Source organism: Hyphomonas sp. FCG-A18, assembly GCF_045287255.1.
GTDB lineage: Bacteria > Pseudomonadota > Alphaproteobacteria > Caulobacterales > Hyphomonadaceae > Henriciella.
This window is the reverse complement of the sequence record NZ_CP137142.1, coordinates 2,472,875-2,498,769: the sequence shown is the minus strand read 5'-3', so window position 1 is coordinate 2,498,769 and position 25,895 is coordinate 2,472,875. Positions and strand designations below refer to the sequence as shown.

21 protein-coding genes are annotated in these 25,895 nt (G+C 54.7%); 13 read left to right on the top strand and 8 right to left on the bottom strand.

The window, feature by feature from the left end; genetic code table 11:
• Positions 1 to 130: 130 nt before the first annotated feature.
• A complete protein-coding gene (locus RYZ27_RS12355; protein WP_406679823.1) occupies positions 131 to 901 on the bottom strand; it encodes a DUF3299 domain-containing protein in 771 nt (256 codons plus the stop codon).
• Positions 902 to 1,377: 476 nt separating this feature from the next.
• Here RYZ27_RS12355 and RYZ27_RS12350 point away from each other — a divergent pair, with 476 nt between their 5' ends.
• Positions 1,378 to 1,917 (top strand): phosphoribosyl-AMP cyclohydrolase, encoded by a 540-nt coding sequence (locus tag RYZ27_RS12350; protein ID WP_406679822.1) that lies wholly within the window; start codon positions 1,378 to 1,380, stop codon positions 1,915 to 1,917.
• A gap of 670 nt (positions 1,918 to 2,587) precedes the next feature.
• On the opposite strand, the gene RYZ27_RS12345 is transcribed toward RYZ27_RS12350, so the two are convergent.
• From RYZ27_RS12345 to ubiG, 6 genes are all read right to left on the bottom strand, one after another.
• Positions 2,588 to 5,737, bottom strand: a complete 3,150-nt coding sequence (locus tag RYZ27_RS12345; RefSeq protein WP_406679821.1) for an efflux RND transporter permease subunit — start codon at positions 5,735 to 5,737, stop codon at positions 2,588 to 2,590.
• Positions 5,738 to 5,748: 11 nt separating this feature from the next.
• The gene (locus tag RYZ27_RS12340) at positions 5,749 to 7,014 is read right to left on the bottom strand and encodes an efflux RND transporter periplasmic adaptor subunit (protein ID WP_406679820.1); all 1,266 of its coding nucleotides are present in this window, start codon (positions 7,012 to 7,014) and stop codon (positions 5,749 to 5,751) included.
• 510 nt (positions 7,015 to 7,524) lie between these two features.
• Positions 7,525 to 8,442, bottom strand: coding sequence for a TolB family protein (locus RYZ27_RS12335; RefSeq protein WP_406679819.1), 918 nt, complete (start codon positions 8,440 to 8,442; stop codon positions 7,525 to 7,527).
• A gap of 256 nt (positions 8,443 to 8,698) precedes the next feature.
• Positions 8,699 to 10,102, bottom strand: a complete 1,404-nt coding sequence (gene lpdA / locus RYZ27_RS12330) for a dihydrolipoyl dehydrogenase (RefSeq protein WP_406679818.1) — start codon at positions 10,100 to 10,102, stop codon at positions 8,699 to 8,701.
• Positions 10,103 to 10,206: 104 nt separating this feature from the next.
• A complete protein-coding gene (locus RYZ27_RS12325) occupies positions 10,207 to 10,818 on the bottom strand; it encodes a DUF924 family protein (RefSeq protein WP_406679817.1) in 612 nt (203 codons plus the stop codon).
• Positions 10,815 to 11,597: a bifunctional 2-polyprenyl-6-hydroxyphenol methylase/3-demethylubiquinol 3-O-methyltransferase UbiG gene (gene ubiG, locus RYZ27_RS12320; protein ID WP_406679816.1), complete on the bottom strand. Its 783-nt coding sequence runs from the start codon at positions 11,595 to 11,597 to the stop codon at positions 10,815 to 10,817. The genes RYZ27_RS12325 and ubiG overlap by 4 nt, the downstream gene beginning before the upstream one ends.
• 96 nt (positions 11,598 to 11,693) lie before the next feature.
• Between ubiG and RYZ27_RS12315 the strand changes: the two genes are divergently transcribed.
• The 3 genes from RYZ27_RS12315 to RYZ27_RS12305 are packed head-to-tail and all read left to right on the top strand — an operon-like array spanning position 11,694 to position 16,069.
• Positions 11,694 to 12,944 carry an aspartate kinase gene (locus tag RYZ27_RS12315; RefSeq protein WP_406679815.1) on the top strand — a complete coding sequence of 417 codons (1,251 nt, stop codon included), beginning with the start codon at positions 11,694 to 11,696 and terminating at the stop codon, positions 12,942 to 12,944.
• A 26-nt stretch (positions 12,945 to 12,970) separates the two neighbouring features.
• Entirely contained in the window at positions 12,971 to 15,229 is a 2,259-nt protein-coding gene (ptsP, locus tag RYZ27_RS12310; protein WP_406679814.1) for a phosphoenolpyruvate--protein phosphotransferase, read from the top strand.
• 24 nt (positions 15,230 to 15,253) lie between these two features.
• Positions 15,254 to 16,069: a helix-turn-helix domain-containing protein gene (locus RYZ27_RS12305; RefSeq protein ID WP_406679813.1), complete on the top strand. Its 816-nt coding sequence runs from the start codon at positions 15,254 to 15,256 to the stop codon at positions 16,067 to 16,069.
• A gap of 62 nt (positions 16,070 to 16,131) precedes the next feature.
• On the opposite strand, the gene RYZ27_RS12300 is transcribed toward RYZ27_RS12305, so the two are convergent.
• The gene (locus RYZ27_RS12300) at positions 16,132 to 16,569 is read right to left on the bottom strand and encodes a pilus assembly protein N-terminal domain-containing protein (protein WP_406679812.1); all 438 of its coding nucleotides are present in this window, start codon (positions 16,567 to 16,569) and stop codon (positions 16,132 to 16,134) included.
• A 269-nt stretch (positions 16,570 to 16,838) separates the two neighbouring features.
• Between RYZ27_RS12300 and RYZ27_RS12295 the strand changes: the two genes are divergently transcribed.
• The 9 genes from RYZ27_RS12295 to RYZ27_RS12255 all read left to right on the top strand — a co-directional run bounded on the left by RYZ27_RS12295 (position 16,839) and on the right by RYZ27_RS12255 (position 25,880).
• A complete protein-coding gene (locus tag RYZ27_RS12295) occupies positions 16,839 to 17,006 on the top strand; it encodes a Flp family type IVb pilin (protein WP_406679811.1) in 168 nt (55 codons plus the stop codon).
• 151 nt (positions 17,007 to 17,157) lie between these two features.
• The gene (locus RYZ27_RS12290; RefSeq protein WP_406679810.1) at positions 17,158 to 17,655 is read left to right on the top strand and encodes a prepilin peptidase; all 498 of its coding nucleotides are present in this window, start codon (positions 17,158 to 17,160) and stop codon (positions 17,653 to 17,655) included.
• Positions 17,656 to 17,752: 97 nt separating this feature from the next.
• Positions 17,753 to 18,583 carry a Flp pilus assembly protein CpaB gene (gene cpaB, locus RYZ27_RS12285; RefSeq protein ID WP_406679809.1) on the top strand — a complete coding sequence of 277 codons (831 nt, stop codon included), beginning with the start codon at positions 17,753 to 17,755 and terminating at the stop codon, positions 18,581 to 18,583.
• Between the two features lie 9 nt (positions 18,584 to 18,592).
• On the top strand, positions 18,593 to 20,158 hold the full coding sequence (locus tag RYZ27_RS12280; protein WP_406679808.1) for a type II and III secretion system protein family protein: 1,566 nt from the start codon (positions 18,593 to 18,595) through the stop codon (positions 20,156 to 20,158).
• Between the two features lie 5 nt (positions 20,159 to 20,163).
• On the top strand, positions 20,164 to 20,865 hold the full coding sequence (locus RYZ27_RS12275) for a CpaD family pilus assembly protein (RefSeq protein WP_406679807.1): 702 nt from the start codon (positions 20,164 to 20,166) through the stop codon (positions 20,863 to 20,865).
• Positions 20,866 to 20,898: 33 nt separating this feature from the next.
• Positions 20,899 to 22,311 (top strand): CpaE family protein, encoded by a 1,413-nt coding sequence (locus RYZ27_RS12270; RefSeq protein WP_406679806.1) that lies wholly within the window; start codon positions 20,899 to 20,901, stop codon positions 22,309 to 22,311.
• A 26-nt stretch (positions 22,312 to 22,337) separates the two neighbouring features.
• Positions 22,338 to 23,813 (top strand): CpaF family protein, encoded by a 1,476-nt coding sequence (locus RYZ27_RS12265; RefSeq protein WP_406679805.1) that lies wholly within the window; start codon positions 22,338 to 22,340, stop codon positions 23,811 to 23,813.
• Positions 23,814 to 23,816: 3 nt separating this feature from the next.
• The gene (locus tag RYZ27_RS12260) at positions 23,817 to 24,875 is read left to right on the top strand and encodes a type II secretion system F family protein (RefSeq protein WP_406679804.1); all 1,059 of its coding nucleotides are present in this window, start codon (positions 23,817 to 23,819) and stop codon (positions 24,873 to 24,875) included.
• A 12-nt stretch (positions 24,876 to 24,887) separates the two neighbouring features.
• Positions 24,888 to 25,880 carry a type II secretion system F family protein gene (locus RYZ27_RS12255; protein ID WP_406679803.1) on the top strand — a complete coding sequence of 331 codons (993 nt, stop codon included), beginning with the start codon at positions 24,888 to 24,890 and terminating at the stop codon, positions 25,878 to 25,880.
• Positions 25,881 to 25,895: the final 15 nt, after the last annotated feature.

Below are 25,895 nucleotides of genomic sequence, written 5' to 3'. Positions count from 1 at the left end.
TAAAAACACCCAGCCATCCAAAAATGGACCTCTACAACATCACTTTTGAGAGGACACTGTATCTGGCGGCTTCTGTCAAATCGAAAGGGCTGGGAAAACGATTTTGCTTACGAGCGCTATGCTGCGTTGGTCAGGGTATCGGATATGGCTCTATCTTTGAAAGGGCCAGAGAGTAGGCTGCGTCGCCGGTATCATTGAGGACCTGTTCGCTCTGTAAGTCCCCTTCGAGCCAATATGGGACCCAGATATCCTTGATCCGGATAGACGGATCAGCGCGGACATAAATGATTTGGTTCGGTGGCGGCGGTGGGGTGTGGATACAGGCACCCATATAGGGGACGAGCAGGAATGAGTCATGGCGGCGTCTTAGATTGAAATCAAAGGGCACAACATAGCCGGGGATCCTGATCAGCTGGCCATCAAACTCCTCAACCGTATCAAAGGTTCCAAATTGCGGCATGAAGTCGAGCTCAGATCCCTCTTCGATCCCATCAAGTGGCGCTGCATCAGCCAGGCGTGAGCTGTTGGCCATGTAGCGTTGCTCCAGCATGCGATAGAATTCATCCTGCTGGCGCAGCATTTCTTCTTCCGAACCCTCAGGCATGAGGTCGTCCCACATGATGGGAAGCGGCTCGCCCGGCTCGATACCCCAATAGGGTGAGGCTGGTGGGGCAGGGGTCGCAGTTTCTTCAGTTGTTGCCTGCTCCGCGGTCTTCTCGATCTCAGGCGAGGTTTCACGTTCAAACGCAACGGTTTCTTGCCCCTCTGGTATTGGAGGGGGTGTTTCAGCCTGCGTGACAGAGGGTTGAGGGGTTTCTTCTGCAGGCGCACATGCCGGAAAGGACAGCATAGCCATAGCGGCGATTATCGCTGTTCGCTTTGACATGGAAAAATCAAGCATTCTGAATGCCCCTATGGCTTGGATAGAACGTGTCATAAGCAGGACGAAGAAGCACCGACATAAGCATAAGTGTGCAATGATTCGATCTCGCTTTTGTTCGGGGTAATGTTCGCATCCGGCATTAGACATCCATGGTTTTGAAGGCTCTGTCGTTTTGCCCTTGTCGAGCATAGATGTCGATATAAATGTTATGTTATATAGTCACTAAATGGGTGGATTATGGGTAATCTACAACTCAGTGAGCTTTTGATGGATGCCCCGAAAAGGCGACAAAGCGGCAAGCGTGAAGCGATTGCTCGATGGTCGCGCGTGTCATTGAAACACCCGTTAAACTGAATTGGTAGCACGTCTCCCGATTACGAGCTGCCATTATACAAGCGCCTGCCAATGGCGGGCGTGAGTATTTCTCACCAGGCGAAGGTCCATGTGGCCTTCGCCGCCCAAACCCTAAAAGGAAATACGATATGAGAAATAGCATGACTGCAGTCATGGGTGGTCTTACAAGTCTGGTGCTTGTGGGGTGTGCATCCACCGCAATTGCAGACACCTCTGCCGCGGGCATAACGGAAAGTGACGTTGTTGCTGCGCAGACAGAATGGGGCAATGGTATTGTTGCCATTTCGAGCGTCCACGCCGCAGGTGATGACTATAAAGCCCGTGCAACAGAGCACATTAATACGCTTTATGCCTATGGTGAGACAGCTGTGATGTTCAAACCAACACTGGCTGCGGATGATCAATTCCGTGAAACCTTTGATGAGGCCCTTTCTTACTTCATCGGTGCAGAGGGCACAGAGGATAGCGGTTTCGCAATCAAGGGCTGGACCAATGTCCGCTGGGAAAGCAATGGTATCTATGCCGACGGCGATTCAGCGATGGCGATGGGGAATTATTTCTTTACTGGGCCAGATGGCAACGAAACCAAGGTTGAGTACACGTTCGGTTACGTCCTTGATGAGGAAGGTGACTTGAAAATCAACCTCCATCACTCTTCGCTGCCTTACACGCCAGAGTAATTGACTATGTTCTGAAGGGGGTGGCGGCAAGTCACCCTCTTCTTAGGTCTGCGCTAGGCACATGTTCCTTTGATTTTTGACCAGTTTCAAAGCATTCAAACTGGGACCTGACCGGGTGAAAGCGCAATAATCTTTCGCAAGCCATCCTTGCTGACGTGCACATCCACGTTGCATCCTATCCCTCCTTTGTGCCAAACTAATACACGCGTTTCCGAGAAACTCCTAACACATCCCACATGTGCCTTATATCGAGTTTCTATACCGTATTATAATCAACTAGGATTTATCGGTATTTTCAAGTTTTCATTCTGACTAAGAAACTGAGCCTAGCAGATAATCTGAGGTCGGTTGGATTGCTTCACCTTGTAAAGGCGTCTGACGTTAAACTGCATCTGCTTGAGTACAAAGTAAGCCGCTCCATGACGTGGCGCACAGCTTTGCGTTTCACATCGAGCGTCAAAAACGGTCCTTAGAGTCAGCGAGTACGATCTCAAATCTGCTGATGTTCAAAGGCGTATCGATACTATGCTTGATAGTCATGACGCTCTTGAGGCCGCGCAGGCTTTCAAGGAGAAACGAGCCCCGAACTGGCGGGGCGTATAGCGACTTAAACATGTCACTGCGTTATACGCATAATGACGATGCATCGGTTGGACTATGCGTTCTCTTCTTATTCAGCAGGTGCGAGCGTGGATGGTGTATCGTCAGCCAGCGGGGCGCTGAAGGCCTCATGCTTGCGACCACTGATCAGGTACCCGAAGAAGCGTCGGATATCGGCCCCGATGCCATAAAGCGCCGGAACGAAGAACAAGGTGACCAGCAGGGCAAACATCACACCAAAGGCGAGAGCCACAGCAATCGGGATCAGCCATTGCGCTTGAATGGAGCGCTCCATCATTAGCGGTAGTAGGCCAACAAAGGTCGTGATCGATGTCAGAAGGATGGGCCGGAAACGGCGCGTACCAGCTTCAACCAGGGCGTCCGCCGCTGTTAGCCCTTTGGCGCGCAGCTTGTGGACATAGTCGATCAAGACGAGATTATCGTTCACGGCCACACCCGCCGCAGCCATGATCCCGAGATAAGAGAACAGGCCAATCGGCGTATCCATGATGAGGTGTCCAACAATCGCTCCGGTCAAACAGAACGGAACGGCGGCCAGAAGGATCAGGGCGGGCTCAAAATACGATTTGAATGCCACAGCGACAAGAAAATAAGCCACCCCAATTGCGATTAGCAAGAGGGTCAGGATTTCGGCTTGAAACTCTGCTTCACCTTGCGCCCGGCCAATATTCCCGCGCGTGACAGAAGGGTGATTGCGATCAAAATCCGGGAAGAAATTTTGATTGAGCTCTGTGCGGATTTCCTCAATCCGGTCGGTCACTACTTCGGCGCTGACAATGACCGCGCGCTGGCGCTCTCTGCGCAGGATCTGGGTTACGCCTTTCTCAAAGCTGATATCGGCAACTGTGCGCAAGGGGACTTCGCGGCCATCCTGAGTGCGAATGCGGATATTGTTGAGGAAGTCGAGGGATTCCCGGTCGACACGGGGATACCGCACGAAGACACGCACATCCTCCCCATCGCGTGGCAAGCGCTGAACCTCCTCACCAAAGAAGCCCTGCCGGACCTGACGGGCAACATCAGCCCGGGTCAGACCGAGTGCTTCCGCACCCGGCTTGAGATCGAAGCGTACTTCGTCGGCCGCGCTACGGGTGTCATTGACTACATTGTAGACACCTTCATAGCTGCGTAGCTGTGCAATCAGGGCTTCAGCGGCTTCGTTGAGTGCATCCAGATCAGTTGAGTTCAGAACATACTCAATCGGCGGGCCGCTCCAGTTGGCCGTATAGTTGACGCTAATCGTTTCCGCATCTGGCACTTCACCAATCAGTTCGCGCAGTCTGTCTGCGGTCTCTTTTGCCGTGAGTGTGCGGGTTTCAGGTGGCACCAGTTTCACCAGAGCCAGAACCTGATTGTCTCTGGAGCGCGTGTACCAGTTCTCAATCAGTTTGCCTTCACCAGCGGTGCGCTCATTGATCTCGTCCTCCAGCTGCTTCTCGGCAACCTGGATCTGGTTGAGAACTTCCAGAGTGCGATCATAGGGCGTGCCCTGAGGCAGGTTGACTTCAATGGCGATCTGGTCGGATTCTGATTCCGGGAAGAAGGCGGTTTTGACGATGCCATTGGTCATTAGACCGATCGACAGGATCATGGCGCCCATGAAAAGCGAAGCCGTCAGATAGCGCTGGCGCAGGGAGGCTTTCATCACCGGCCTGTAAACGTTTCGAGCAAACCACACGATGCTATCGGCGAGCGCCTGCTGAAAGCGGGCAACCGGGTTGCGTGGATTGACGGGTTTTAGATGGGCCAGGTGTGCTGGCAGGATCAGCAGGGATTCGACCAGAGAGAAAATCAGCGCCATGATCACCACTAGAGAGATGGCCCGGGTAAACTCGCTGGTCGCGCCGGACAGGAACATCCAGGGCGCAAAGAAAATCGCAGTTGTGAACACAGCGAAGATTACCGGCTTAACCACCATTGAGGCGCCATTGACCGCCGCTTCAACACCGCTTTCGCCATCCTCTGTTTTGGCGTGAATCGATTCTCCAACGATGATGGCATCATCAACGATTACCCCGATCACAAGCAGGAACGCGAAGGTCGAGATCATGTTCAGTGAGACGTTGAAGAATGGAAGTAGGGCAAGTCCACCAGCAAAAGCCACAGCGATGCCGACCCCGACCCAGAAGGCCACGATGGGGCGCAAGAACAGGAACAGCATGATCACCACCAGAATGAGTCCAGTGATGAAGTTTGAGCCGATCGTGATCATACGGCCGCGATAGTCATCCGCGGCATCTTCCCAGAGAGTCATCGAGACGCCCTCAGGCAATTGACCTTCTTGTTTGGCGAGATAGCCGCGCACATTCTCGGACATCTTGACGACGTCCATGTTTGGTCCGCTCATAATCTGAACGAGTATGGTTCGTTTGCCATTGACGGTCGCCAGCAAGTTCACCTGCTCAAAACCATCAATAACGGTCGCAACGTCACGAACGCGGACCACTGCGCCATTGGCGAGTTGGCGAACGACGACATCTTCAAAGTCTTCCTGCGTATCAGCCTGCGCACGCATGGCGATCGTCATGTCACCCGCGTCTGTGCGGACACTTCCAGCAGATTGATTGAGGGAGGTGCTGCGCACGGCTTGTGCAACGTCGCCAAGGGTCAGGCCATAGCGCCGCAGCGCCCGTTCAGAGACTTCGATAGAGACCTCTTCACCCCGAACACCAAACAGTTCCACAGCCGGGATATGGCCAAGCAGGCCAATTTCACGGCGCGTTTTTTCCGCAAAGCGTTTAAGCTCGCGCTCGCTCACGCTCTCATCACCGGAGACAGCGATGCGGATCATCTCATTCTGGCTGTTGAACAGGCGCAACTGTGGAGGCTCTGCCGCCGCCGGGAAGGTGCTGATTGAGTCGACTTCGCGTTTGATGTTCTGCAGGAAGGCCGCCTCATCCTGATCCATGTCTCCTTCAATATAGAGCGCGCCGAAGCCCTCACTGGAGACCGACCAGAGCCGGTTAATGCCTTCTATCGTGCTGACAGCTTCTTCGAGCCGAACAACAATCTGTTCCTCAACATCCTGTGGGGAGGCGCCTTGCCATTGCACGACAACCTCAGCGCCCGGGAACTCGACATAAGGCTCAAGCTCGCGTTCAATCTGGAAGTAGGACACCAGACCGGCCAGCAGGATAGCGATCATTAAAAGGTTAGCGGCAACCGGATTGTCTGCCCACCAGCGGATAATACCATTCATGTTCGCCTCCCTTATTCAGTGATTGCCGCCAGCTCGTCGCCGGATGAGGATCCGGAAGCGGACAAGCTTGCTTGCTCAACAGCTTTAATTTTCATGCCATTGCCGGCATCGCGAACGGGCGAGGTGATGACCATCTCACCGGGTGAGAGACCGGCTGTCAAAACCGCTCTCTGGCGGTCAGAAGACGCAACCGTTACAGAGCGAATTTCCAGCGTCTCGTCGGCTCCGGCGACAAAAACCTGATCATCACCGCGCAGGGCTGTACGTGGAATAACAACACTATTGGGGATCATGAGGCCTTCAATCTCAGCATTGACAAACAGGCCAACCGCAAGCGGCACACCATTGTCGCTGGCCGCGCCATACGGGTCTTCAACTTCAACATAGGCGAACAGCACGCGGGTCTCGGTATCGATGCTGCTATCGGTACGAGTGATACGGCCTGTCCAGTTGCGCTCTGTCTCAGCGATCAGGGCAGAGAGATGCACGAGCGGGCCAGGGTTTTCTTGGTTGGCAACAAAGCCGATACCAAGATTCAGGCTGGCGAGATCACGGTCAGTCAGAGCCACCGGGATTTCTATTGTGTCACTGGCGAAAATCTCGGCCAGCGCCATGCCCGGATTAATATAGGCGCCTTTATCAACCGTGCGTGTGCGGACCCGGCCAGCGAACGGTGCTCTAAGCTCTGTGCGCGCGAGGTTCAGTCGCGCTTCAGCTAGAGAGGCCTCGGCCGAGGCAAGCCGTGCTTCGGCTTCTGCAACTTGGGGTCGTCCGAGCGCCAGGTCGGAGGCGTTCTGGATACCCAATTCAGCAATATCCTGTTGTGAGGTTCGCGCCTCTGATTGCGCTTGAGCCAGCGCGGTTCGGGCTTGCGCCACAGTCGCGCCAGCTTGTGTGACCCGGAGAGAGAACTCTGTCGGGTCGATGCGCACTAGAACGTCGCCTTGCTGGAAGGAGCCACCGGGTAACAGCGCGTCGGAAACATAGGCAATCCGGCCTGCAACTTCCGAAGCCAGAACAACAGACGTGCGCGGGCGCACCTCGCCTTGAGACGATACGCGCAGCGCGACACTGTCTCTCACAGCAGGAGCTGTCAGAACAGGAAGCGCCTCAACCGTGTTCTCATTCTCTTCGGGCTGCGGGCTGAAGACACTCATGCCTATGGCCCCACCAACTGAAAAAACCAGGACCAGGATTGGCAGGATCAGGAAAATGATCCGCTTCACCCATAGGCCTATACTCGCCCGCTTGCTGCTCTCTTGATCGATGTTCGACATCTTTATTTTCCCGTGCGTTTTCGCCTTATGGGCCTCTCTTTAGAGCAATAATGCACAATCCTTATCATTTATCAATAAGAATATCTCGAAAAACAGAAAGTATGAGTGTGTGTTTCATATGTAACACGAATGTGTGGGCCTACAAAGCTTATACCTTTGGCAGTCATGGTGTTTTATCCGCATCCTTGACCAAGGCTTCGGGGTGTTAGCGGCGTCATAAGGTGCAACTTAAATGACCGATTTTGTCGGTTTCAGCTGAACGCCCTCAAAATAACTGGCCCAGTTGTTGAGCTCGTTTCGGCTTCAGAGATGGAGTTGAGAGATGAGCGAGCAGGGTGTGTGGGCCATCAGTGTGATCGAGAAGCCCTATTATCGCTGGCGCAAAGAGGCTGATGGGTTGCAGATTGATCAGGCCAAACAGTCGATCATGTGGTGAGTACTTGGCGTGTCAGAGCGCAGGCCTGCCACATAGTCAGCCAGCATTGTTCCGACCAATGACGAACAAAGGAACTACTCGGCTGGTATACCTACGACCGCCATTCGTTTTCCATCCGGGCTAACCGCGATCCGGTTGGCCGACGCAAGGCCATGGTCAGACAGATCAGAAATTTTCATCCACCCATCGCTGTCTTCATGCCATCTGAATAGAGCTGTGCCTTCGATTTGCAGGATCGATCCATCCAGGGTCCAAGTGTAATTGGCGTTTGAACCGACAATCTGTGTTAGGGGACGGACAGCTTTGGTTTCTGGGTCTAATGCCTTGATCCAGACCTGTTCATTGGTCTGGCGGTGGACAAAGCTAAAATGATTGGTTCCGGGTATGACATGCGGTGCTGCGGGGACCGCATGTCCTGTAATGAAATGATGTCCTGGCTTGTCAGAATGGGTTAGGGAGAGGCTAAATCCATAACGGGACCAGAAGAGTATGTCGCCGGTTTCGTAATTGCGCGCGAAATAGCCTACTGGTTCTTCAATCCTGGCGGTTTCCAGTAACCAGGCAGGCGCGTGTGCGATGCCTCTATTGAAGTGCCAGATCGAAAAATTACGCTCAAATACCATGGATATGGTCTGATTGTCCGGTGAAGGCGTTGGTGAAAACTCAGATTGCTCTGTCGCTGTCAACTGTGTGTGCGTATCGCTTGCGATATCATATTCCCATATATCCGTTTGCGTACCGTCATCGCGCGAATAGAGAAATGTCCTGCTGTCATTGGTGAAGAAGGGTTGATTATCGTAGCCTGGTCGTTTGGTGACATTTTGACCATCAGATAGAGGATCATCCGATTTCGCCATGTCATATTCAAACAGAAATATCTCGGTTTCAGGAAAGGCGGGTAGCGGCGTATCTTCATTCGGATTTTGCGCAAGTCCGGGGCTAACGAGTGCCAGATATCCAGACACTATCAAGATTAATAGGTGTGCCAGCATCCTTGTCTCCTCAAATTGAGTGTTAATATTAGCGATCTGAACGAAACCATTCCTGACATTGATTATGCGCTAGGCCCAAGACCTTTTTAATATATTGCTCGATCTCATCGAGAATGACAAAAAGGCATGTGCGATTGTTGATGCGCCCGAAGACGGTGAAATCACCCCGGAAAGTGAAGATGTTGTGCGCCGCAGCTGGTTTTCGGTATTTTTAGTCCGCTGGACTAAAAATTTCGCCGGTGGCGAATCCCGAAAATCACATCTGCATCGTCCAGCCTTCGACGCCCATGGCGGCCTGGCGGACGGCTTCGGACAGGGTCGGGTGGGCGTGGCAGGTGCGGGCAATGTCTTCAGACGAGGCCCCGAACTCCATCGCAACGCAAACCTCGTGGATCAGTTCACCGACGCCGACGCCAATCATGTGGGCGCCCAGAACGCGGTCTGTGCCTTCCTCAGCGAGGATTTTCACAAAACCGAGTGTCTCGTGATTTGTACGGGCACGAGAATTGGCCATGAAGGGGAACTTGCCCTTCTTATACTTGATGCCCGCCTCTTTGAGCTGTTCCTCGGTCTGGCCGACAGAGGCGATCTCAGGCTTGGTGTAAACAACGCCGGGGACAAGATTGTAATCAACATGCCCGGCCTTGCCTGCGATCAGCTCGGCCACGGCCGCGCCATCATCCTCAGCCTTGTGTGCGAGCATCGGCCCAGCGATACAGTCGCCAATTGCCCAGACGCCGTCGGCAACCTTGAAGTGGCCCGTAGTCTGGATGACGCCGCGCTTATCTGTCGTGCCGCCAACATTTTCGAGGCCAAGGCCTTCTGTGTATGGGCGACGACCCACAGCGACGATGACGATATCAGCATCGAGGGTTTCTGCGTCGCCGCCAGCAGCAGGTTCGGCGGTGATCTTCAGCTTGGTTTTGAGCTTTTCAACGCTGGTCACTTTGGTGCCGAGCTTGAAGGTCAGGCCCTGTTTCTTGAAGATTTTCTGCGCCTCTTTGGCAACCTCATTATCAGTGCCCGGCAGGATGCGGTCGAGATATTCGATCACAGTGACCTCTGAGCCAAGGCGCGACCAGACCTGTCCCATTTCAAGGCCGATGACGCCTGCGCCGATCAGGACGAGCTTTTTCGGGATGGCTTTCAGGCTCAGTGCCCCGGTATTGGAGACGATACGCTCTTCATCAATCTCGATGCCGGGCAGGGTGCTTGGCTCTGACCCAGTGGCGATGACGATATTCTTGGCCGAGACGGTCTGGGTTTTGCCATCCTTGCCGGTAACCTCAACCTGACCAGGACCCGTGATACGGCCTTTGCCCTGAATATGGTCGACCTTGTTCTTTTTCAGCAGGAAAGCGACGCCCTTGGTCAGGCCATCCACCGCGTCAGCCTTCTGGGCCATCATCTGTTTCAGGTCGACCTCAAGTCCGGTTGTCTTGATGCCCATGGCGGCAAAGTCATTCTTGGCGCCTTCATAGGCTTCAGAGGCGTGCAACAGGGCCTTGGAAGGGATACAGCCAACGTTCAGACAGGTGCCGCCCAGCGTGTCTTCCTTTTCGATACAGGCGGTCTTCAGTCCGAGTTGTCCGGCGCGGATTGCACAATTGTAGCCACCGGGGCCACCGCCGATAATGACGACGTCATAGGTCTCTGCCATGGGAAAATCTTGCCTGTGTCAGCTTAAATTCAATGTCGCCGCAACCTAGTCATCCAGCGCGCAATTGCAATCCGCCAAAAGACTCAGATTGCAGGATAATGGTCTTAGAAGCCGGCGCCCGGTTTGGAGAGATACTCTGCCTCTTCTGGCGTATTTGTTCGGCCCAGAACCTTGTTGCGATGGGGAAAGCGGCCAAATTGCTTTATCACATCGCGGTGCCTGTGGGCGTAATCGAGTGTGTTTTCGCACAAATCCTTGAATTCTGGTCGCGCGGTTTCGACGAGCTTTGTATACATCTGGATCGAGAGATCCTGATCGGCCATCCGCTCGGAATGTTCCAGCGGGATATAGAGGAAAATGCGCTCAACCTCTGAGAGGGTTTTATCCTCGCCGCTCATCAGCGCCTCTTTGGTGAGGCCAAGCGCGATACGATCGTGAGCAAAGGAAAGCGGGCTGTCGTGGAACAGGTTCCGGCTGAACTGATCCAGCACGATGATCGCGGCGAGACGTTGTTTCGGCCCTTGCTCGGCCCAGTCATAGGCAAGACCATCCGCCAGAGGCGCGATCAGGGACAGGAAACGGTCTGCAATATCCTTGTCCGTTTCAAAGGATTTTCCAAACCACAGCTTGTGTTTCTCTTCGACAGCACTGGCATGATCAATCGTATCGCCAAGCCAATAATCGAGCACATCCTGAGGGTCTGATAGGGTCGTCACATCGCAGCCTTTGGTCGAGTTGCGATCATCATATAGTTGACTTTTGTGTCACTGGAGAGACGCCACTCGTCGGTAATCGGATTGAAGCCGACCCCTTGTGGCGCTTGCGTCATCATCCCAGCGCCAGAAAGCGCTGCATCGATTTCGGATGGCTTCACCAATTTGTCGAATTCATGCGTGCCCGTGGGCAGCCAGCGCAGGACATATTCCGCGCCAACAATGGCCAGTGCAAACGCCTTTGCCGTGCGGTTGATCGTGGCAACGATCATCAGGCCACCGGGTTTAACCAGCCGCGCGCATTGCGACAGGAAATCCGCCGGATTGGCGACATGCTCGACCACTTCCAGATTAAGGACGACATCAAAAGCCGGTTCGCCCGCTTCCAGCAGGCCCTCGACCGTGCCAGCGCGATAGTCGATGTTAACGCCGACTTCTTGTGCATGAGTCATCGCCGTTTTGATATTGGCTTCGCTGGCATCAACGCTGACCATGTCTGCGCCAAGCCGCGCCATCGGCTCGCTGACAAGGCCGCCGCCGCAGCCAATGTCGAGGAAGCGAAGCCCTTCAAATGGCTTTCGCGCTTTTGGTTCAAGGCCGAAATGGTCCTCAACCGTGTCGCGGATGAAGCCCAGACGGACCGGGTTGAACCGATGCAGTGGTTTGAATTTGCCCTTTGGGTCCCACCATTCCGCCGCGATAGCGGAAAATTTTTCCACTTCAGCGGGGTCAATCGTTGGGGTCGTAGGTGTATTTTTCTCTTTTGTCGCAGTTTGGGTCATGTTTTAGCGATCCTGATTGCGGTTTTGCCGCGAGCGCCCTAAAGAGGCGCGTCTGAATTGTTATTGACTGAGATATGGAGCAAAAGCGAGGCGGCAATGGCGCGCACTGTTCTGAAATTTGGCGGCACCTCTGTCGCAGACCTGGACCGGATCGCGCATGTGGCCGATCTCGTGGCCGCCCGTGCGAAAATGGGCGAGAAGCTGGCCGTGATCGTTTCGGCGATGGCCGGGGAGACCAATAAGCTGGTTGGCCTCGCCAAAGGCGCAGCGGGTGACACAGTTAATGGGGATGACTTTGACGACGAGTATGATGTCGTCGTGGCGTCTGGTGAGCAGGTGACGAGCGGTCTTCTGGCGCTGGCTTTGCGCAAACGTGGCCATAAGGCGCGCAGCTGGCTGGGCTGGCAGATGCGAATGAAGACGCGTGAAGGCCATGGCGCTGCACGGATTGATGGCTTTGATGAGGATAGCGGTCTCGGCGCAGCGATTGATGCCGGAGAGATCGCAGTGATTGCGGGCTTTCAGGGCATTAGCGAGAATGGCCGCGTCTCGACACTCGGACGCGGTGGGTCTGATACGACTGCGGTGGCGGTTGCTGCGGCGCTCGGTGCAGATAGCTGCGATATTTATACTGATGTTGACGGTGTTTACACGACCGATCCGCGGATCGTGCCAAACGCGACACGGCTGGAAAAAGTCTCTTACGAGGAAATGCTGGAAATGGCCTCACTTGGAGCAAAAGTGCTTCAGACGCGGTCGGTTGAGCTTGCCATGAACCATGGCGTTCTGGTGCGCGTATTATCAAGTTTTGCAGGACCCGGGGACAATAATCCCGGAACACTGGTGTGTAGCGAGGATGAGATTGTGGAAAAGCAGGTTGTAAACGGCGTAACCTATTCGCGCGATGAAGCAAAAATCACCCTGTTCGGGATGGAAGATAAGCCGGGTACGTCTGCGCGCCTGTTTACGCTGATGGCGCGCGCCGGGGTGAATGTGGACATGATCGTTCAGGCCAATGCACGTGGCGAGGGCCGCGCCAACATGGTCTTCACCTGTACCAGCGCTGATAGCGCGAAGGCTGAAAAAGTCCTTTCTGATCACGGCGATGAAGTTCGGTTTGAAAAAATGGAAGTCACCCGCGATGTCGCCAAGGTTTCCGTGATCGGGGTCGGTATGAAGAGCCATACCGGGGTCGCCGAAACCATGTTTGAGGCGCTCGCCCAGAAGAATATCAACATTGATGTGATCTCGACCTCTGAGATTAAAATTTCAGTGCTGATTGATGCAGATTATACAGAACTGGCGGTTCGCGCGCTTCACACCGCGTTTGACCTTGACGCCGACTAAGCGGGTCTGCCAAGTGAACAGGCATCATGCCTGACAGTTTTTCCATTCCGCGGCTTCTGATGAACCGCCTGCGCGCTGTAATGGCGGCCGATCTCGATACAGAGACGCGGCTGAAGCAGATTGTGCGCCTGATTGCCGGGACCATGGTGGCCGATGTCTGCTCGATTTATCGCCGGACCAATGATGACCGCCTGGAGTTGATCGCGACAGAGGGCCTGCGGCAGGACGCGGTACATCGCACCTTCCTGGCAATGAATGAGGGGCTGGTCGGGCAAATCGCTATGACGGCGCAGCCGCTTTCAATTCAGGACGCGCCGCGCCATCCAAGCTTTTCCTATCGCCCGGAGACCGGCGAAGACCCGTACAATGCCTTCCTCGGTGTGCCGATCCTGCGCGGTGGCCGGGTGGCAGGCATCCTGACCGTACAGAACCAGACCCAGCGGCTCTATCAGGATGATGAGATTGATAGCCTGCAAACCATTGCCATGGTTCTGGCTGAGATTGTGGCGGCCAGTGATGGCGGGCCAGAGCAGAGCGAGGCGGCCAAGGCAGGCCGGGCAACAAATCTGAAAGGCCGTGTCCTCTGCGATGGCCTTGGCATGGGGCAGGTGCGCCTGCATGACCCGGTGATCCCGGCGGCGAAATTCTTTGCCGAAAGTGTCAGCGAGGAAGAACACCGCCTCGAGAGCGCGCTGGAAGAATTACATCTCTCAATCGATCGCATGCTAGCCGCAGAAATTGGCGGCCTGTGGGGCGAACCGCGCGAAGTGATTGAAGCGTACAAGCTGCTTGCGTCGGACCCGACCTGGGCTGAGAAACTGTTTGAAGGGATACGGGGCGGTCTGACCGCTGAGGCGGCGATTGACCGTCTTCGCCGCGAACACCGCGCGCGGTTTGAGAAGGTCAAAGACCCGTACATGCGCGAACGCCTCCATGATCTGGAGGATTTGGATAACCGCCTGCTGCGCATTTTGGCGGGTTCAGAGACGGCATCCATTGGGCAGAATGGTTCGGACCCAGAGGTTCTGGTGGCACGCCGCCTTGGTCCGGCAGAATTGCTTGATTATGGCCGCTCCGGCCTTGCCGGGATCGTGCTGGAAGAAGTTGCAACCTCAAGCCATGCGGCGATTGTCGCGCGCGGCCTTGGTATTCCCACCGTGGGGGGCATTGATGGTCTGCTCACGCAGGTCTCTCGCGGCGACCCGATCATTGTCGATGGTGAGGATGGCACGGTCCACCTGCGCCCGGACGAGGATTTGCTTAAAGCGTTTGAGACACGGCAAAACCTGCGCACTGAGCGTCAGGCTGCTTATGCCGCGCTCAAGGATGTTCCGGCGGAGACCAAGGACGGGCAGCGTATTCGACTGATGTTGAATGCGGGGCTCGCAATTGATCTAGACCATCTGGAAACGACAGGCGCTGACGGAATCGGTTTATTCCGGACCGAGTTTCAATTCCTGATGTCTGACACATTGCCGAAAGTCGGTGATCAGATCGCGCTCTACACCAAAGTGCTGGAAGGGGCAGGGGGGCGCCCGGTCTATTTCCGCACGCTTGATCTTGGTGGGGACAAGATGCTGCCCAATCTGAATGAGGGGCGTGAGGAGAACCCGGCGCTGGGCTGGCGCTCGGTGCGGTTTGCGCTCGATCATCCTGGCCTGTTCAGGCGGCAGCTTCGGGCTCTGGTGCGCGCCGCGGATGGCCACGATCTGACTGTAATGTTCCCAATGGTCACCAGTGCGCATGAGTTCCGGCAGGCGCGGGCCTTACTCGAACGGGAATTAGAGCATAGCCAAGCCCAGGATATGGGCACCCCGACCAGTGTCCGCATTGGCGCGATGCTGGAAACGCCGGCTTTTGCCTTTGCGCTGGAGGATTTGGGTAATGAGGTTGATTTCGTCTCAATCGGGACAAATGACATGCTGCAATTCTTCAATGCCGCAGACCGGATGACCCCGCATGTTTCTGAGCGCTATCCTTTCGTGTCGCGCCCGGTCATGCGCTTCCTCGGGCAGGTGCATGAGACTTGTCAGCATCTCGGCATTCCTGTCTCGATTTGTGGGGAAGCAGCCAGCCATCCGATACAGGCCCTCTGCCTGATCGCGCTTGGCTATCATAACCTCTCAATGCCGGCAGGTGGCATTGGCCCGGTTAAGGATATGATCCGCAGTCTGGACCTGACCCGGTTCGGCTCTGATTTTGCAGACCTGCTATCTGCGCGTGAACCGCTTTTGCGCAACGGAATTTTAGAGCTTATAGATTATCAGGGTATCAAACTGTCCTGATTCCTGTTTGCTTGCGGCCGCTCAATGTCTGACTCTTCTGAAAATTCAACTCATGAGACAGAGCAGGAGCCACCCGTTCTGACACCCGGTGAACAATTGCAGGAGGCGCGCGAAAAGGCCGGTGAGAGCCTGAAAGACGTGGCTGCGCGCACGCACCAGTCGATTGATACGCTCAAAGCGTTGGAAGCGATGGAGACGGGCGACTTGTCCCCGACTGTCGTGCGCATGCAGGCCGCCCGCTATGCCCGTGCCCTCGGCCTGCCGGATAAAGACATTGCTGATGGTTTTGCCCAGCAGCGCAGCATGATGGATGTTGAGCGGATTGAACATAGCCCGGTCTCATTTGGGCGCCTTGTTGGTGGGACGGCGTTGCCCGTTCTGGCTTTAACCGCGTTATTCCTGATCGCGGGCGGTGCGTTGACCCTTATCGGAGGGGAGCGGTCTGCTTCGGTTCAAGAGATTCCTGTTTCAAAGCGTCTGATAGAGCGAGAGATGGCGACGAGTCGGATGGACCAGTCGATTCAGGATTTGGACCGTGTGCGTGTGGCGGAGCTGTCTATTGTGGCCTTAAAGCCTGCGTGGATTGAAGTGCGCGGTTCTGATGGAACCATCTTTCGCAGTCGGACGATGGCGAGAGGGGAAGTTTACTACCCACGTATGGATGCAGGCTGGACCGTGACAGCGCGTAATCCAAATGCTTTTGTTTGGGCTCTTGATGGCGAACAGATCATGCCAATGGGGCAGGCCGATAGCCCCATCTATTCCTTGAGCGTCGATACCATGGCTCAACAGCTGGTAACTTTACGACGCGAGCAGCTTGCCGAAGCGACTCAGGACTAAAAAACCGCGCAACCTTGATAAGGTCACGCGGTTTGTTGTTTTGAGGCTTTCAACGCTCACGCTTATTCGCTGAGGTCTTTCTGCTGGTCCATCTGAGTATAGACACTCTGGAAATGATCCTCACTATCTCCGACAGCCAGTCCAGCTCTGCAATCAGGCGCGCAGTCATAGGAGTAGTTGGCCCCGGCGCGATTGACAGTAACCAGATTGGCGGTGTTCGTGGTCACCACAACGTCTGCAGAATAGATAGTGTTGCCCGCTGAATCGAAGACCAGAAGGTTGGTTGTGCCAAACACTTTACCTGACACAAATAGCAGTTTGCCATTCGCCACGGCGACATCTGCAATGTTCGGGTTACCGATCACCACGCTGGCAGCGTCTGTTTTCAAGCGAAGTTGTTTCGTTTTTCCACTCTCAACAGTGAATTGACCCGCAACAGCGCTTCCGGCGAGCAGAATGGCGGATACGCTAAGGGCGGCAAGTTTCTTCAAAGAGGTCATGGTTAAGGCTCCAGGCGACGCATTAGCGTTAAAGTGCAACAAAAGCCTTTCCTGAATCCTAAGATCGATATCCGAGGTTACCCAGTCCCAGAGAAGACGGGCGTTCTGGCGTGTTTTAATCGTTAACATTCACTTGCGGAACATAAACGAAGTTTTTGTTTCAGTTTACGTCATCTTCAGCCCGGTGCGGTAAACCTGTTCTCGTTCCGGGAATAAAAAACCCGACAAGCTCGGGACGTCGACAACCTGCATGATGATGGAGTTTCCAAATGCGTAAGTTTTTTAAGAATGAATCTGGTGCCACTGCCATTGAGTATGGTCTGATTGCTGCCCTGATCGCTGTTGCGATTATCACTGCAGTTTCTACTCTTGGTGGCGAGACAGCTGCAACCTTCACTGATGTTTCAGATGCTATGGCTGCACGCCCAGCGCCTTAATAGATATCATTTGACGATATCATGGTTGGAAGCCGCCGAGATTACTCGGCGGCTTTCTTTATGGACAAAAGGCCCATCAGAGCCTCCCTCCGAAGTGTAAGCCTTCTTTCAGGCTTTTATGGTTAGGTCCCTGAAATAGTGGAGTTTGGTTATGGTAACGAATATATTCGCAGGCCTGTTTTTCGCTTTGTGTCTTTATGCGGCGCTTAAGGATATTGCGACCCTGACCATACCAAACTGGCTGAATGCCTGGTTGGCCTTCCTGTTCATTCCTGCAGCGATTGTTCTGATGCCAGGCTGGGAGGTTATTGGCTGGCATGTTCTGGCGGCCACGATTGCATTTGCAGCCTGTGTCTTGCTGTTCATGCTGGGCGTCTTCGGCGGTGGGGATGCAAAGATGATCCCGGGCATCATTCTCTGGCTTGGACCAAATGACCTGATGAGCTTCTTCTATGCGATGACCTTGTCGGGGGCAGCGCTCGCAATCATCGTTTACTTCTCACGCCGTGTGGTGCCAGCTGAGACCGCGCCTTTCTATGCCTATGAGACGCTCCAGAAAGGGCAGGGCGTGCCTTATGGGGTGGCGATCATTATTGGCGCTTTTGCTGCTGCGCCAAGCTCTCCATTCCTTGCCAATTACTTAAGCTAAAACAGGCATTTGGATTAACCCCGCCTTAGGCAAGACGCGTCATATTGGTCCAAACTCGAGCAGATTTAACTGCCTCAAGGGATAAAGGACAACGCCTATGTCACCCATGCGCCTTATCATCCTCGCTGTAGCGGCTATTGCAGCTGTAGCCGCAGCCTTCCTGGTCCGGGGTATGGCAAATGCCCCTGCGCCGACGACAACGGCCGAGCCGACGACGATCGTCAAGGAAGTTGAGGTTTCTCAGATAAAAGTTCTGGTCGCGGCCAATGATTTACCCATTGGTACATTGATCGGGCCTAGTGATTTTGCCTGGGCAGATTGGCCGGAGAAGACCCTTAACCCGGGTTTCTTTACCGAAGCGGTTCAACCAGATGCCATGGAAACACTTGCTGGTAGCGTTGTGCGCAGCACGATCTATGCGGATGAACCAATCCTGCCGCAGAAGATTGTCCAAAAGGGTGAGACAGGTTTCATGGCCGCGCTTCTAGGGCCAGGTAAGCGCGCTGTTTCTTTAGAGATTTCACCTGAGTCTGCCTCTGCAGGTTTCATTCTGCCAGATGACCGCGTGGATGTGATCGTGACTTATGATGTCGAAGTCCTTCAGGGCGAGACTATGGTCGACCGCACGGTCGTTGTGACGGCGATGGAGAATGCGCGCGTACTGGCGATTGATCAGATGTTTGGCGAGGTTGATGGTGTGCCAGCCCTGACGGGGTCGACTGCAACACTCGAACTGACCCCTGAGCAGGCCGAGCTGATGTCGATTGCCAGCCGCAAAGGGACAATCTCCCTGACTTTGAGAAGCCATGCCGATGCTGGCGACAATAATGGCGAGGCGACCGCGCGTCTGGATTTGATTGATGACGATGTCGGCACGGGGGACCAGGTCCTGATTTTCCGCAACGGCAATGTTTCCACAGGGGGCTAGATGATGCGCATGCAGTCCATACTTCTTAAAGGCGCTGCGGCGGCATTGGCTTTAACCGTCATGCCGGTTTCGGCGCAGGCACAGAACCTGATGGGTGTGTCGACCATGGAGCCCGGTGATACAGCGGTCTCCAAAACTATGACCCTAGGTTTGAACAAGTCGACCGTTATCGAGCTTGGCCGCCCAGCCGCGGACATTGTGATTACCAATCCGGATATTGCTGACGCTGTCGTCCAGACCAATACACGGATTATCTTTCGCGGGATTGAGGTCGGCCAAACCAATGCTTTCATTTTTGATCGCCAGGGCAACCCGCTTCTGAACCTGGAATTGAGCGTTGAGTTGGATACAGCAGGTCTGGATGCAATGATTGCGCGCTATGTGCCCGATGCGCGTGTGCGTGTTGAGATGCTCAATGGCAGTGCCGTTGTCACCGGGCGGGTGGATAGCCTTGTCCAATCTGATCAGGTGATGCGCTTGGTTGCAGCCTATCTCGGTGATGCTGAAGAAGAGCCCCAGATTGTCAACATGATGGGCATTGATGCCAATGATCAGGTCATGCTGGAAGTGCGCATTGTTGAGATGCAGCGCTCGGTCGTCAAGCAGCTGGGTATCAATCTCTCCGGCACAACCAACTTTGGGGATCTGGCGAACCAGACCGTCCAACAACTGTTTCAGCAAGTGGTCCCAGGCGGCCCTTTTGTTGATCAGGACGTTGAGGTTCTCGCCCCTGGATTGCCGTTTACGAACACGTTTGGCTTGAGCAGCTCGAATGGTTTCAATGTTGCGGGCTCTTCGCTGGGGGGGTTATCAACAAACCTCGGTTACACGAACTTTGTTGAGGACAAGCTACAATCCTCTGCTGGTGTTGCAATTGATGCTTTGGAGCGTATTGGTGCTGTGCGAACCCTCGCAGAGCCGAACATCATGGCAGTCTCTGGGGAGAGCGCGAAATTCCTGGCGGGGGGTGAGTTCCCTGTCCCGGTTGGCCAGGACCAGAATGGTCAGATCACGATTGAGTTCAAACCATATGGGGTCGGCCTTGCCTTTACCCCTGTGGTCCTGTCCGAAGGGCGTATCTCACTGAAAATCTCGACGGAGATTTCAGAACTCTCCAATAATGGTGCATTTCAGGGGCAATCTGTTGCCGGTGTGAACGATGATGGTGGTGTTATTGTTGCCCAGACCTTGACGATTCCTGCCCTGATCGTACGCCGCGCAGAAAGCACTGTTGAGCTGCCATCGGGGGGATCTACGATGATGGCTGGCTTGATCCAGAGCCGGTCGCGGCAAACCATTGATCAGTTACCGGGGATCAAGAAGCTACCCGTCATTGGGGCCTTATTCCAGTCGCGCGACTTCCTGAACGAGGAAACCGAGATGGTGGTGATTGTCACGCCATATCTGGTTGACCCGGCGCGCAAGGATGAGCTGCGCACACCAGCGGACGGATTTGTTAATGCGAAGGACCCCCAAACCATCTTCTTTGGCAAGTTGAACGCCATGTACGCCGAGGATGGCAAAGGTCTGAGCAAGGAAAACTATAACGCCCCGGTTGGCTTTATCGAGGAGTAGCCCCAATGGTCCGTATGACACATACAATGGTCGCTGTTCTGGGTCTGACGGGCCTGATCGCAGGCTGTCAGTCCGCAAAAGATCCGATTATCCCGACCTCTTATTACGAGGGCACGGTTCTTGACCGGCACGATATTGGCGTGACGGCGCAAACGGAATATTTGCGCGTAAACCTCAACCCTATCGACAGCCAGCTGCGCCAGACCGAGATTCGCAAGATCAAGGGCTTCCTTGCGCGCTATAACAAGTCTGGTCACGGCCCGCTGATCATGTCGATGCCAAAGAATTTTGCCAATCCGCAGCTTGCGGTTCAGGCTGCGGCTGAGGCTCGCGATCTCGCCTGGAAAGCCGGGGTTGAGTATAGTCAGATCGCTGGCAGCGCCTATGATGCGGGTGGGGTTGCTGATGCGCCCCTGATCCTGGCCTTCAAGTCTTATGAAGCGGTGGCGCCTGATTGCCCACAATTGTCGAACATCGATTTCGCGGATGCGCGAAGCAATAATGATTTGCCGACACTGGGTTGTGCAGTGCGGACCAATATGGCGGCCATGATTGCTGATCCAGCCGACCTGTTCGGTGAACGTGATCTTGAGGCAGGCGATATTTTGCGCCGGTCAACACAGCTCGAAGCGTGGCGTGAAGGCAGTCAGACAGGTGCGCAGCGTAGCGATGAAGAATCCGGCGCAGTTTCGAGCGCAATTGAATAAGTTTTTGGAGCCCTTGCTGGGGAGTTGAGTGCGATGAAAAGTGATAATGCCCTCTTCGATGACGATCTCGAGTTCGACATTGATGATGATATGGATGTCGCCCTGAGTTCAGTCTTTGAGGATGCGCCCGAGCCCCCCGTGAATGCTGGATTTGAGGCCGAAGACGCAGACCTTGCGCTCGACCTTGACCTTGACCTTGACCTTGATGCCCCGATGAAACCGATTGAGCCGATTGCCGATCTGTCTACGCAAGGCGGCGAGCGGGCGATCCCGGCGATCTCTATTGGCGCGTTCTGCGAAACCGGGCGGACCGCGCAATTGGTAGCTTCTGTTTCTCGTGATCGGCGCATGTCGCAAGCCAGTCTGGACCTGCATGAGGGCGGTCTTGAGGCGGCGATTGCCTATCTCAGCGAGAACCCAACACCGAACTTGCTGATCCTGGAATCCACCGAAAACAATGGCACGATGCTGGCTCAGATTGATGAACTGGCCGGGCATTGTGATGAAGGGGTTCAGGTCATGGTGATTGGGGCGGTGAATGACATCTCCCTGTATCGCCAGCTTATGGCGCGCGGGGTCAGCGAATATCTGGTGCCGCCGATTACGCCGGTTCAGGTGATCCGCTCGATCAGCAATCTGTTCTCTGATCCAGATGCGCCATTTGTCGGGAAATCTATTTCTGTGATCGGGGCCAAAGGCGGCGTTGGTGCGTCAACCATCGCGCACAATCTGGCCTGGTCCATGTCAGAAAATGTTCGGGTGAACACAGCGCTGGTTGACCTTGATCTGTCCTTTGGGACCACCTCGCTCGACTTTAATCAGGAGAGCCAGCAAACTGTTGCTGATGCTCTGCTGGCACCAGAGCGGGTTGATGATGCCGTGATTACGCGCCTGCTCTCAAAGGCGACAGACAAACTGTCCCTGTTTACAGCTCCAGCCAGTGTCGGTCAGGTGATCGATGTGCACACCGAGGCCTATCAGATTGTGATTGATGGGGTGCGCCGGGTTATGCCTTATGTGGTGTTGGATCTGCCTCATGGCTGGAACCGCTGGCAGTATAATACGCTGGTGTCTTCAGATGAGGTGATTCTGGTTTGCCAACCGGATCTGGCCAGCCTGCGCAATGGCAAGAACATTCTGGATAAACTCAAGGCTGACCGCCCAAATGATGCGGCGCCACGGGTCATCCTGAACATGATGGGTGTCCCCAAGCGCCCTGAAATCCCGGCAAAGGATTTTGCAGGCGCCATGGGCGTAGAGCCGGAAGTTATCATTCCATTTGATCCACAGCTGTTCGGAACAGCGTCGAACAATGGACAGATGATCTCCGAAACAGATGCGACAGCGGCGCCCGCCGTCGAGATTGATCGTCTGGCCAGCTTTGTCACCGGGCAGACGGTCGCAGTGGAACGGAAATCTTTGCTCAAGAAATTACTGGGAAAGTAATCGCGCGAGCGATGTGAGGATGTGTCATGGGATTTGGTAAACGGACGAGTGGTGGATCTGCCGGCGGTGTAGCAACAGCGCCGCGCCCGAAACCTGCCGCCACAGCGCCAGAGGCCCCTGCCCCGGTCAAGCCGCAAGCCTCCCGTCCGCCCGAACCCGCGAAGCCGAAGGCTCGGGCGAAGCCCGCACCTGCGCCACCGGAAGAGAAGATCACTAAGGTCACAGACCGATCAGACGAGTATTATGCGACCAAGACCATGGTCTTCAACGCGCTGATCGACACGATTGATCTCGGCCAGCTGGCGCAACTTGAACCTGAAGCAGCGCGTGAAGAGATCCGCGACATCGTCGTTGAGATTATCGCCATCAAGAATGCTGTGATGTCGATTTCAGAGCAGGAATATCTGCTCGATGATATTTGTAACGATGTTCTGGGCTATGGCCCGCTTGAGCCCTTGCTGGCGCGCGATGATATCGCCGATATCATGGTGAATGGAGCCGACACTTGCTATATCGAAGTCGACGGCAAGATTGAGCGTACGAATATCCGCTTTCGCGATAATGCACAGCTGATGAATATCTGCCAGCGCATCGTTAGCCAGGTTGGTCGCCGCGTCGATGATGCCAGCCCGATTTGTGATGCACGCTTGCTGGATGGCTCCCGGGTCAATGTGATTGCCCCGCCGCTATCGATTGATGGGCCGTCGCTGACCATTCGTAAGTTTAAAAAGGATAAGCTGAAGCTTCAGGATCTGGTCAACTTCAAGTCGATTTCAGAGGCCGGAGCGGAAATCCTGCGGATCATTGGTCATGCCCGATGTAATGTGTTGATCTCTGGTGGTACCGGTTCAGGGAAAACGACGCTGCTGAACTGTTTAACCGGATTCATCGAACCCGGTGAGCGGGTCATCACCTGTGAAGACTCCGCTGAATTGCAACTCCAGCAGCCGCACGTGGTGCGTCTGGAAACGCGCCCGCCAAATATTGAAGGCTCTGGCGAAATTTCGATGCGTGATCTGGTGAAAAACTGTCTGCGGATGCGTCCTGAGCGGATTATCGTGGGCGAGGTCCGCGGACCCGAAGCCTTTGACCTTCTTCAGGCGATGAATACCGGCCATGATGGCTCAATGGGCACTCTGCACGCTAACAGCCCACGTGAGGCACTGAGCCGGGTTGAATCCATGATTACGATGGGGGGCTTCACGCTTCCGGCAAAGACCATTCGCGAGATGATTGTTGGGTCTGTCGATGTCGTGGTGCAGGCTTCGCGTTTACGTGATGGGTCGCGCCGGATCATGTGTGTGACCGAGGTGATGGGCCTGGAAGGGGACACCATCATTCTTCAGGATATCCTCAAGTACGAGATCGAAGGTGAGGACGAGAATAACAAGATCATTGGTCGTCACCGTGGCACCGGGATCGGGCGCCCGCGCTTCTGGGAGCGCGCGCAGTATTATGGTCTGGAGAAAGATCTCGCTTCAGCTCTGGATGCACTGGATTAAGCCATGGACCTGAGCGGTGACCTTCTGATTTATATGATTGGCGGTCTGGCCTTTCTGGCGATTGCTGGCTTGGGGTTTGTCCTGACTGGTGATGCAGCGCAGGAACGCACAGCCAAACGCGCCAAGCAGATATCGACTGGTGAGACAGATAGCAAGCGGATCGACAAGAATGACCCAATGGCGTCGCGCCGCAAGCAGACGCAGCAAATGCTGAAGAAGCTGCGCGAGCAGGATCAGGCACGTCGAAAATCCCTGAGCGCTGATGGTATTGAGGCCAAGCTCAGACAGGCTGGTCTGGAGCTGTCCCCTCAGAATTTCTATGTGGTCTGTGGTGTTCTGGCGATTGTGTTTGGTGCTTTGGCCTGGTTGTCTGGCGCGGCCGGACCGCCACCGTTGATGGGCTTTGAGTTGAAGAAAGTCCTCGGTGAGCAAGGAGCGCGTATCGCGACAATTGCGGCCGCCGTGGTTGCGGGCGGTATTGGCTTGCCCAACTGGGTTCTTGGCTTCCTCGCCAAGGGTCGGAATAAGAAAATGACCAACCAGTTTGCGGACGCGATTGATATTATCGTTCGCGGGGTCAAATCCGGTCTGCCTTTGACCGAGTGTCTGCGTATCATTGCTGCTGAAAGCCCGGCACCACTTGGCCCAGAGTTTGGCCAGCTGACGGATAATATGCAAATGGGCATGACCACCGAGCGCGCCTTGCAGCAATTATACAAGCGCGTGCCGCTGCCAGAGATCAATTTCTTTGTGATTGTTTTAAGCATTCAGGCCAAGGCAGGTGGTAATCTGTCTGAAGCCTTGGGCAATCTGTCGACTATTATTCGCCAGCGCAAAATGATGCGTGAGAAGATTAAGGCGCTATCCGCTGAAGCCAAAGCCTCCGCGATGATCATTGGATGTCTGCCTTTCGCCGTAGGCTTCATGGTTTACATGACGACACCCAGCTACATCATGGAACTCTTCCTTAAGCCGACCGGGCATATGATCCTGTTCATGGCGTTCTGCCTTATGGCAACGGGTGTTACGGTCATGCGTAAAATGATCAATTTCGATATCTAGGGAGATGGAATCATGAGTGGTTTTGCAGCATCTCTCTCTGACCCAGGCGCGGTTGCCTCGCTGTTTGCAGCGTTTGCAATGTTTGCAACCGTTGTCTCAGTCATGTTGCCAGCGCTCAAAGGCGACAAGCTGGAAACGCGCTTGAAGCAGGTGACCTCGCAGCGGGAAAAACTCCGCCGCGCCAGCCGTGCCCAACTCGAGCAGGCGGGTTTGCGCCGCGAAGCCAAGGGCACGATTGCCGGGATTACCAAAAAGCTGGACCTCCAGAAAATGCTGGAAGACCCAAACATTGCAACAAAGCTTGAGCAAGCAGGATTGCGTGGACCTCGGCCCCTAATGATTTTCTATTTTTGCCGTTTTGCTCTGCCCTTCCTGTTCGGAGCTGGAACAGCGCTTTATATTTTCCTGATCAATGATTTTGGTCTGTCCATACAGATGAAGTATGGCTCCGCTGTGTTTGGCGCGGCAGCAGGCTTTTATGCACCAAACCTCTATGTTGCCAATCTCGCCAGCAAGCGTCAGCAGTCGATTATGCGGGCCTTCCCAGACGCTTTGGATATGATGCTGATCTGTGTTGAATCAGGGATGTCGATTGAGATGGCGTTCGCCAAGGTGGGGGCCGAGATTGGAACTGCATCTGTCGAACTTGCAGAGGAATTACAGCTCACCACGGCCGAGCTTGCCTATTTGCCTGAACGCAGAATTGCTTATGAGAACCTCGCCAAACGTACCGGGCATGAAGGCGTGAAAGCCGTCACGATGGCGCTGATCCAAGCGGAGCGTTATGGTACCCCGCTCGGCGATGCGCTACGGGTCATGGCCAAGGAAAACCGCGACATGCGGATGTCTGAAGCAGAGAAAAAAGCGGCGGCATTGCCGGCTAAACTGACCGTGCCGATGATCCTGTTCTTCCTTCCGGTTCTGTTCCTGGTGGTTCTGGGGCCAGCCTATATCAAGGTGACCGAGATGGATACGACCGGAACCGCTTACGGTAGCAGTGAATAGCGCTTTTTAAGCCTG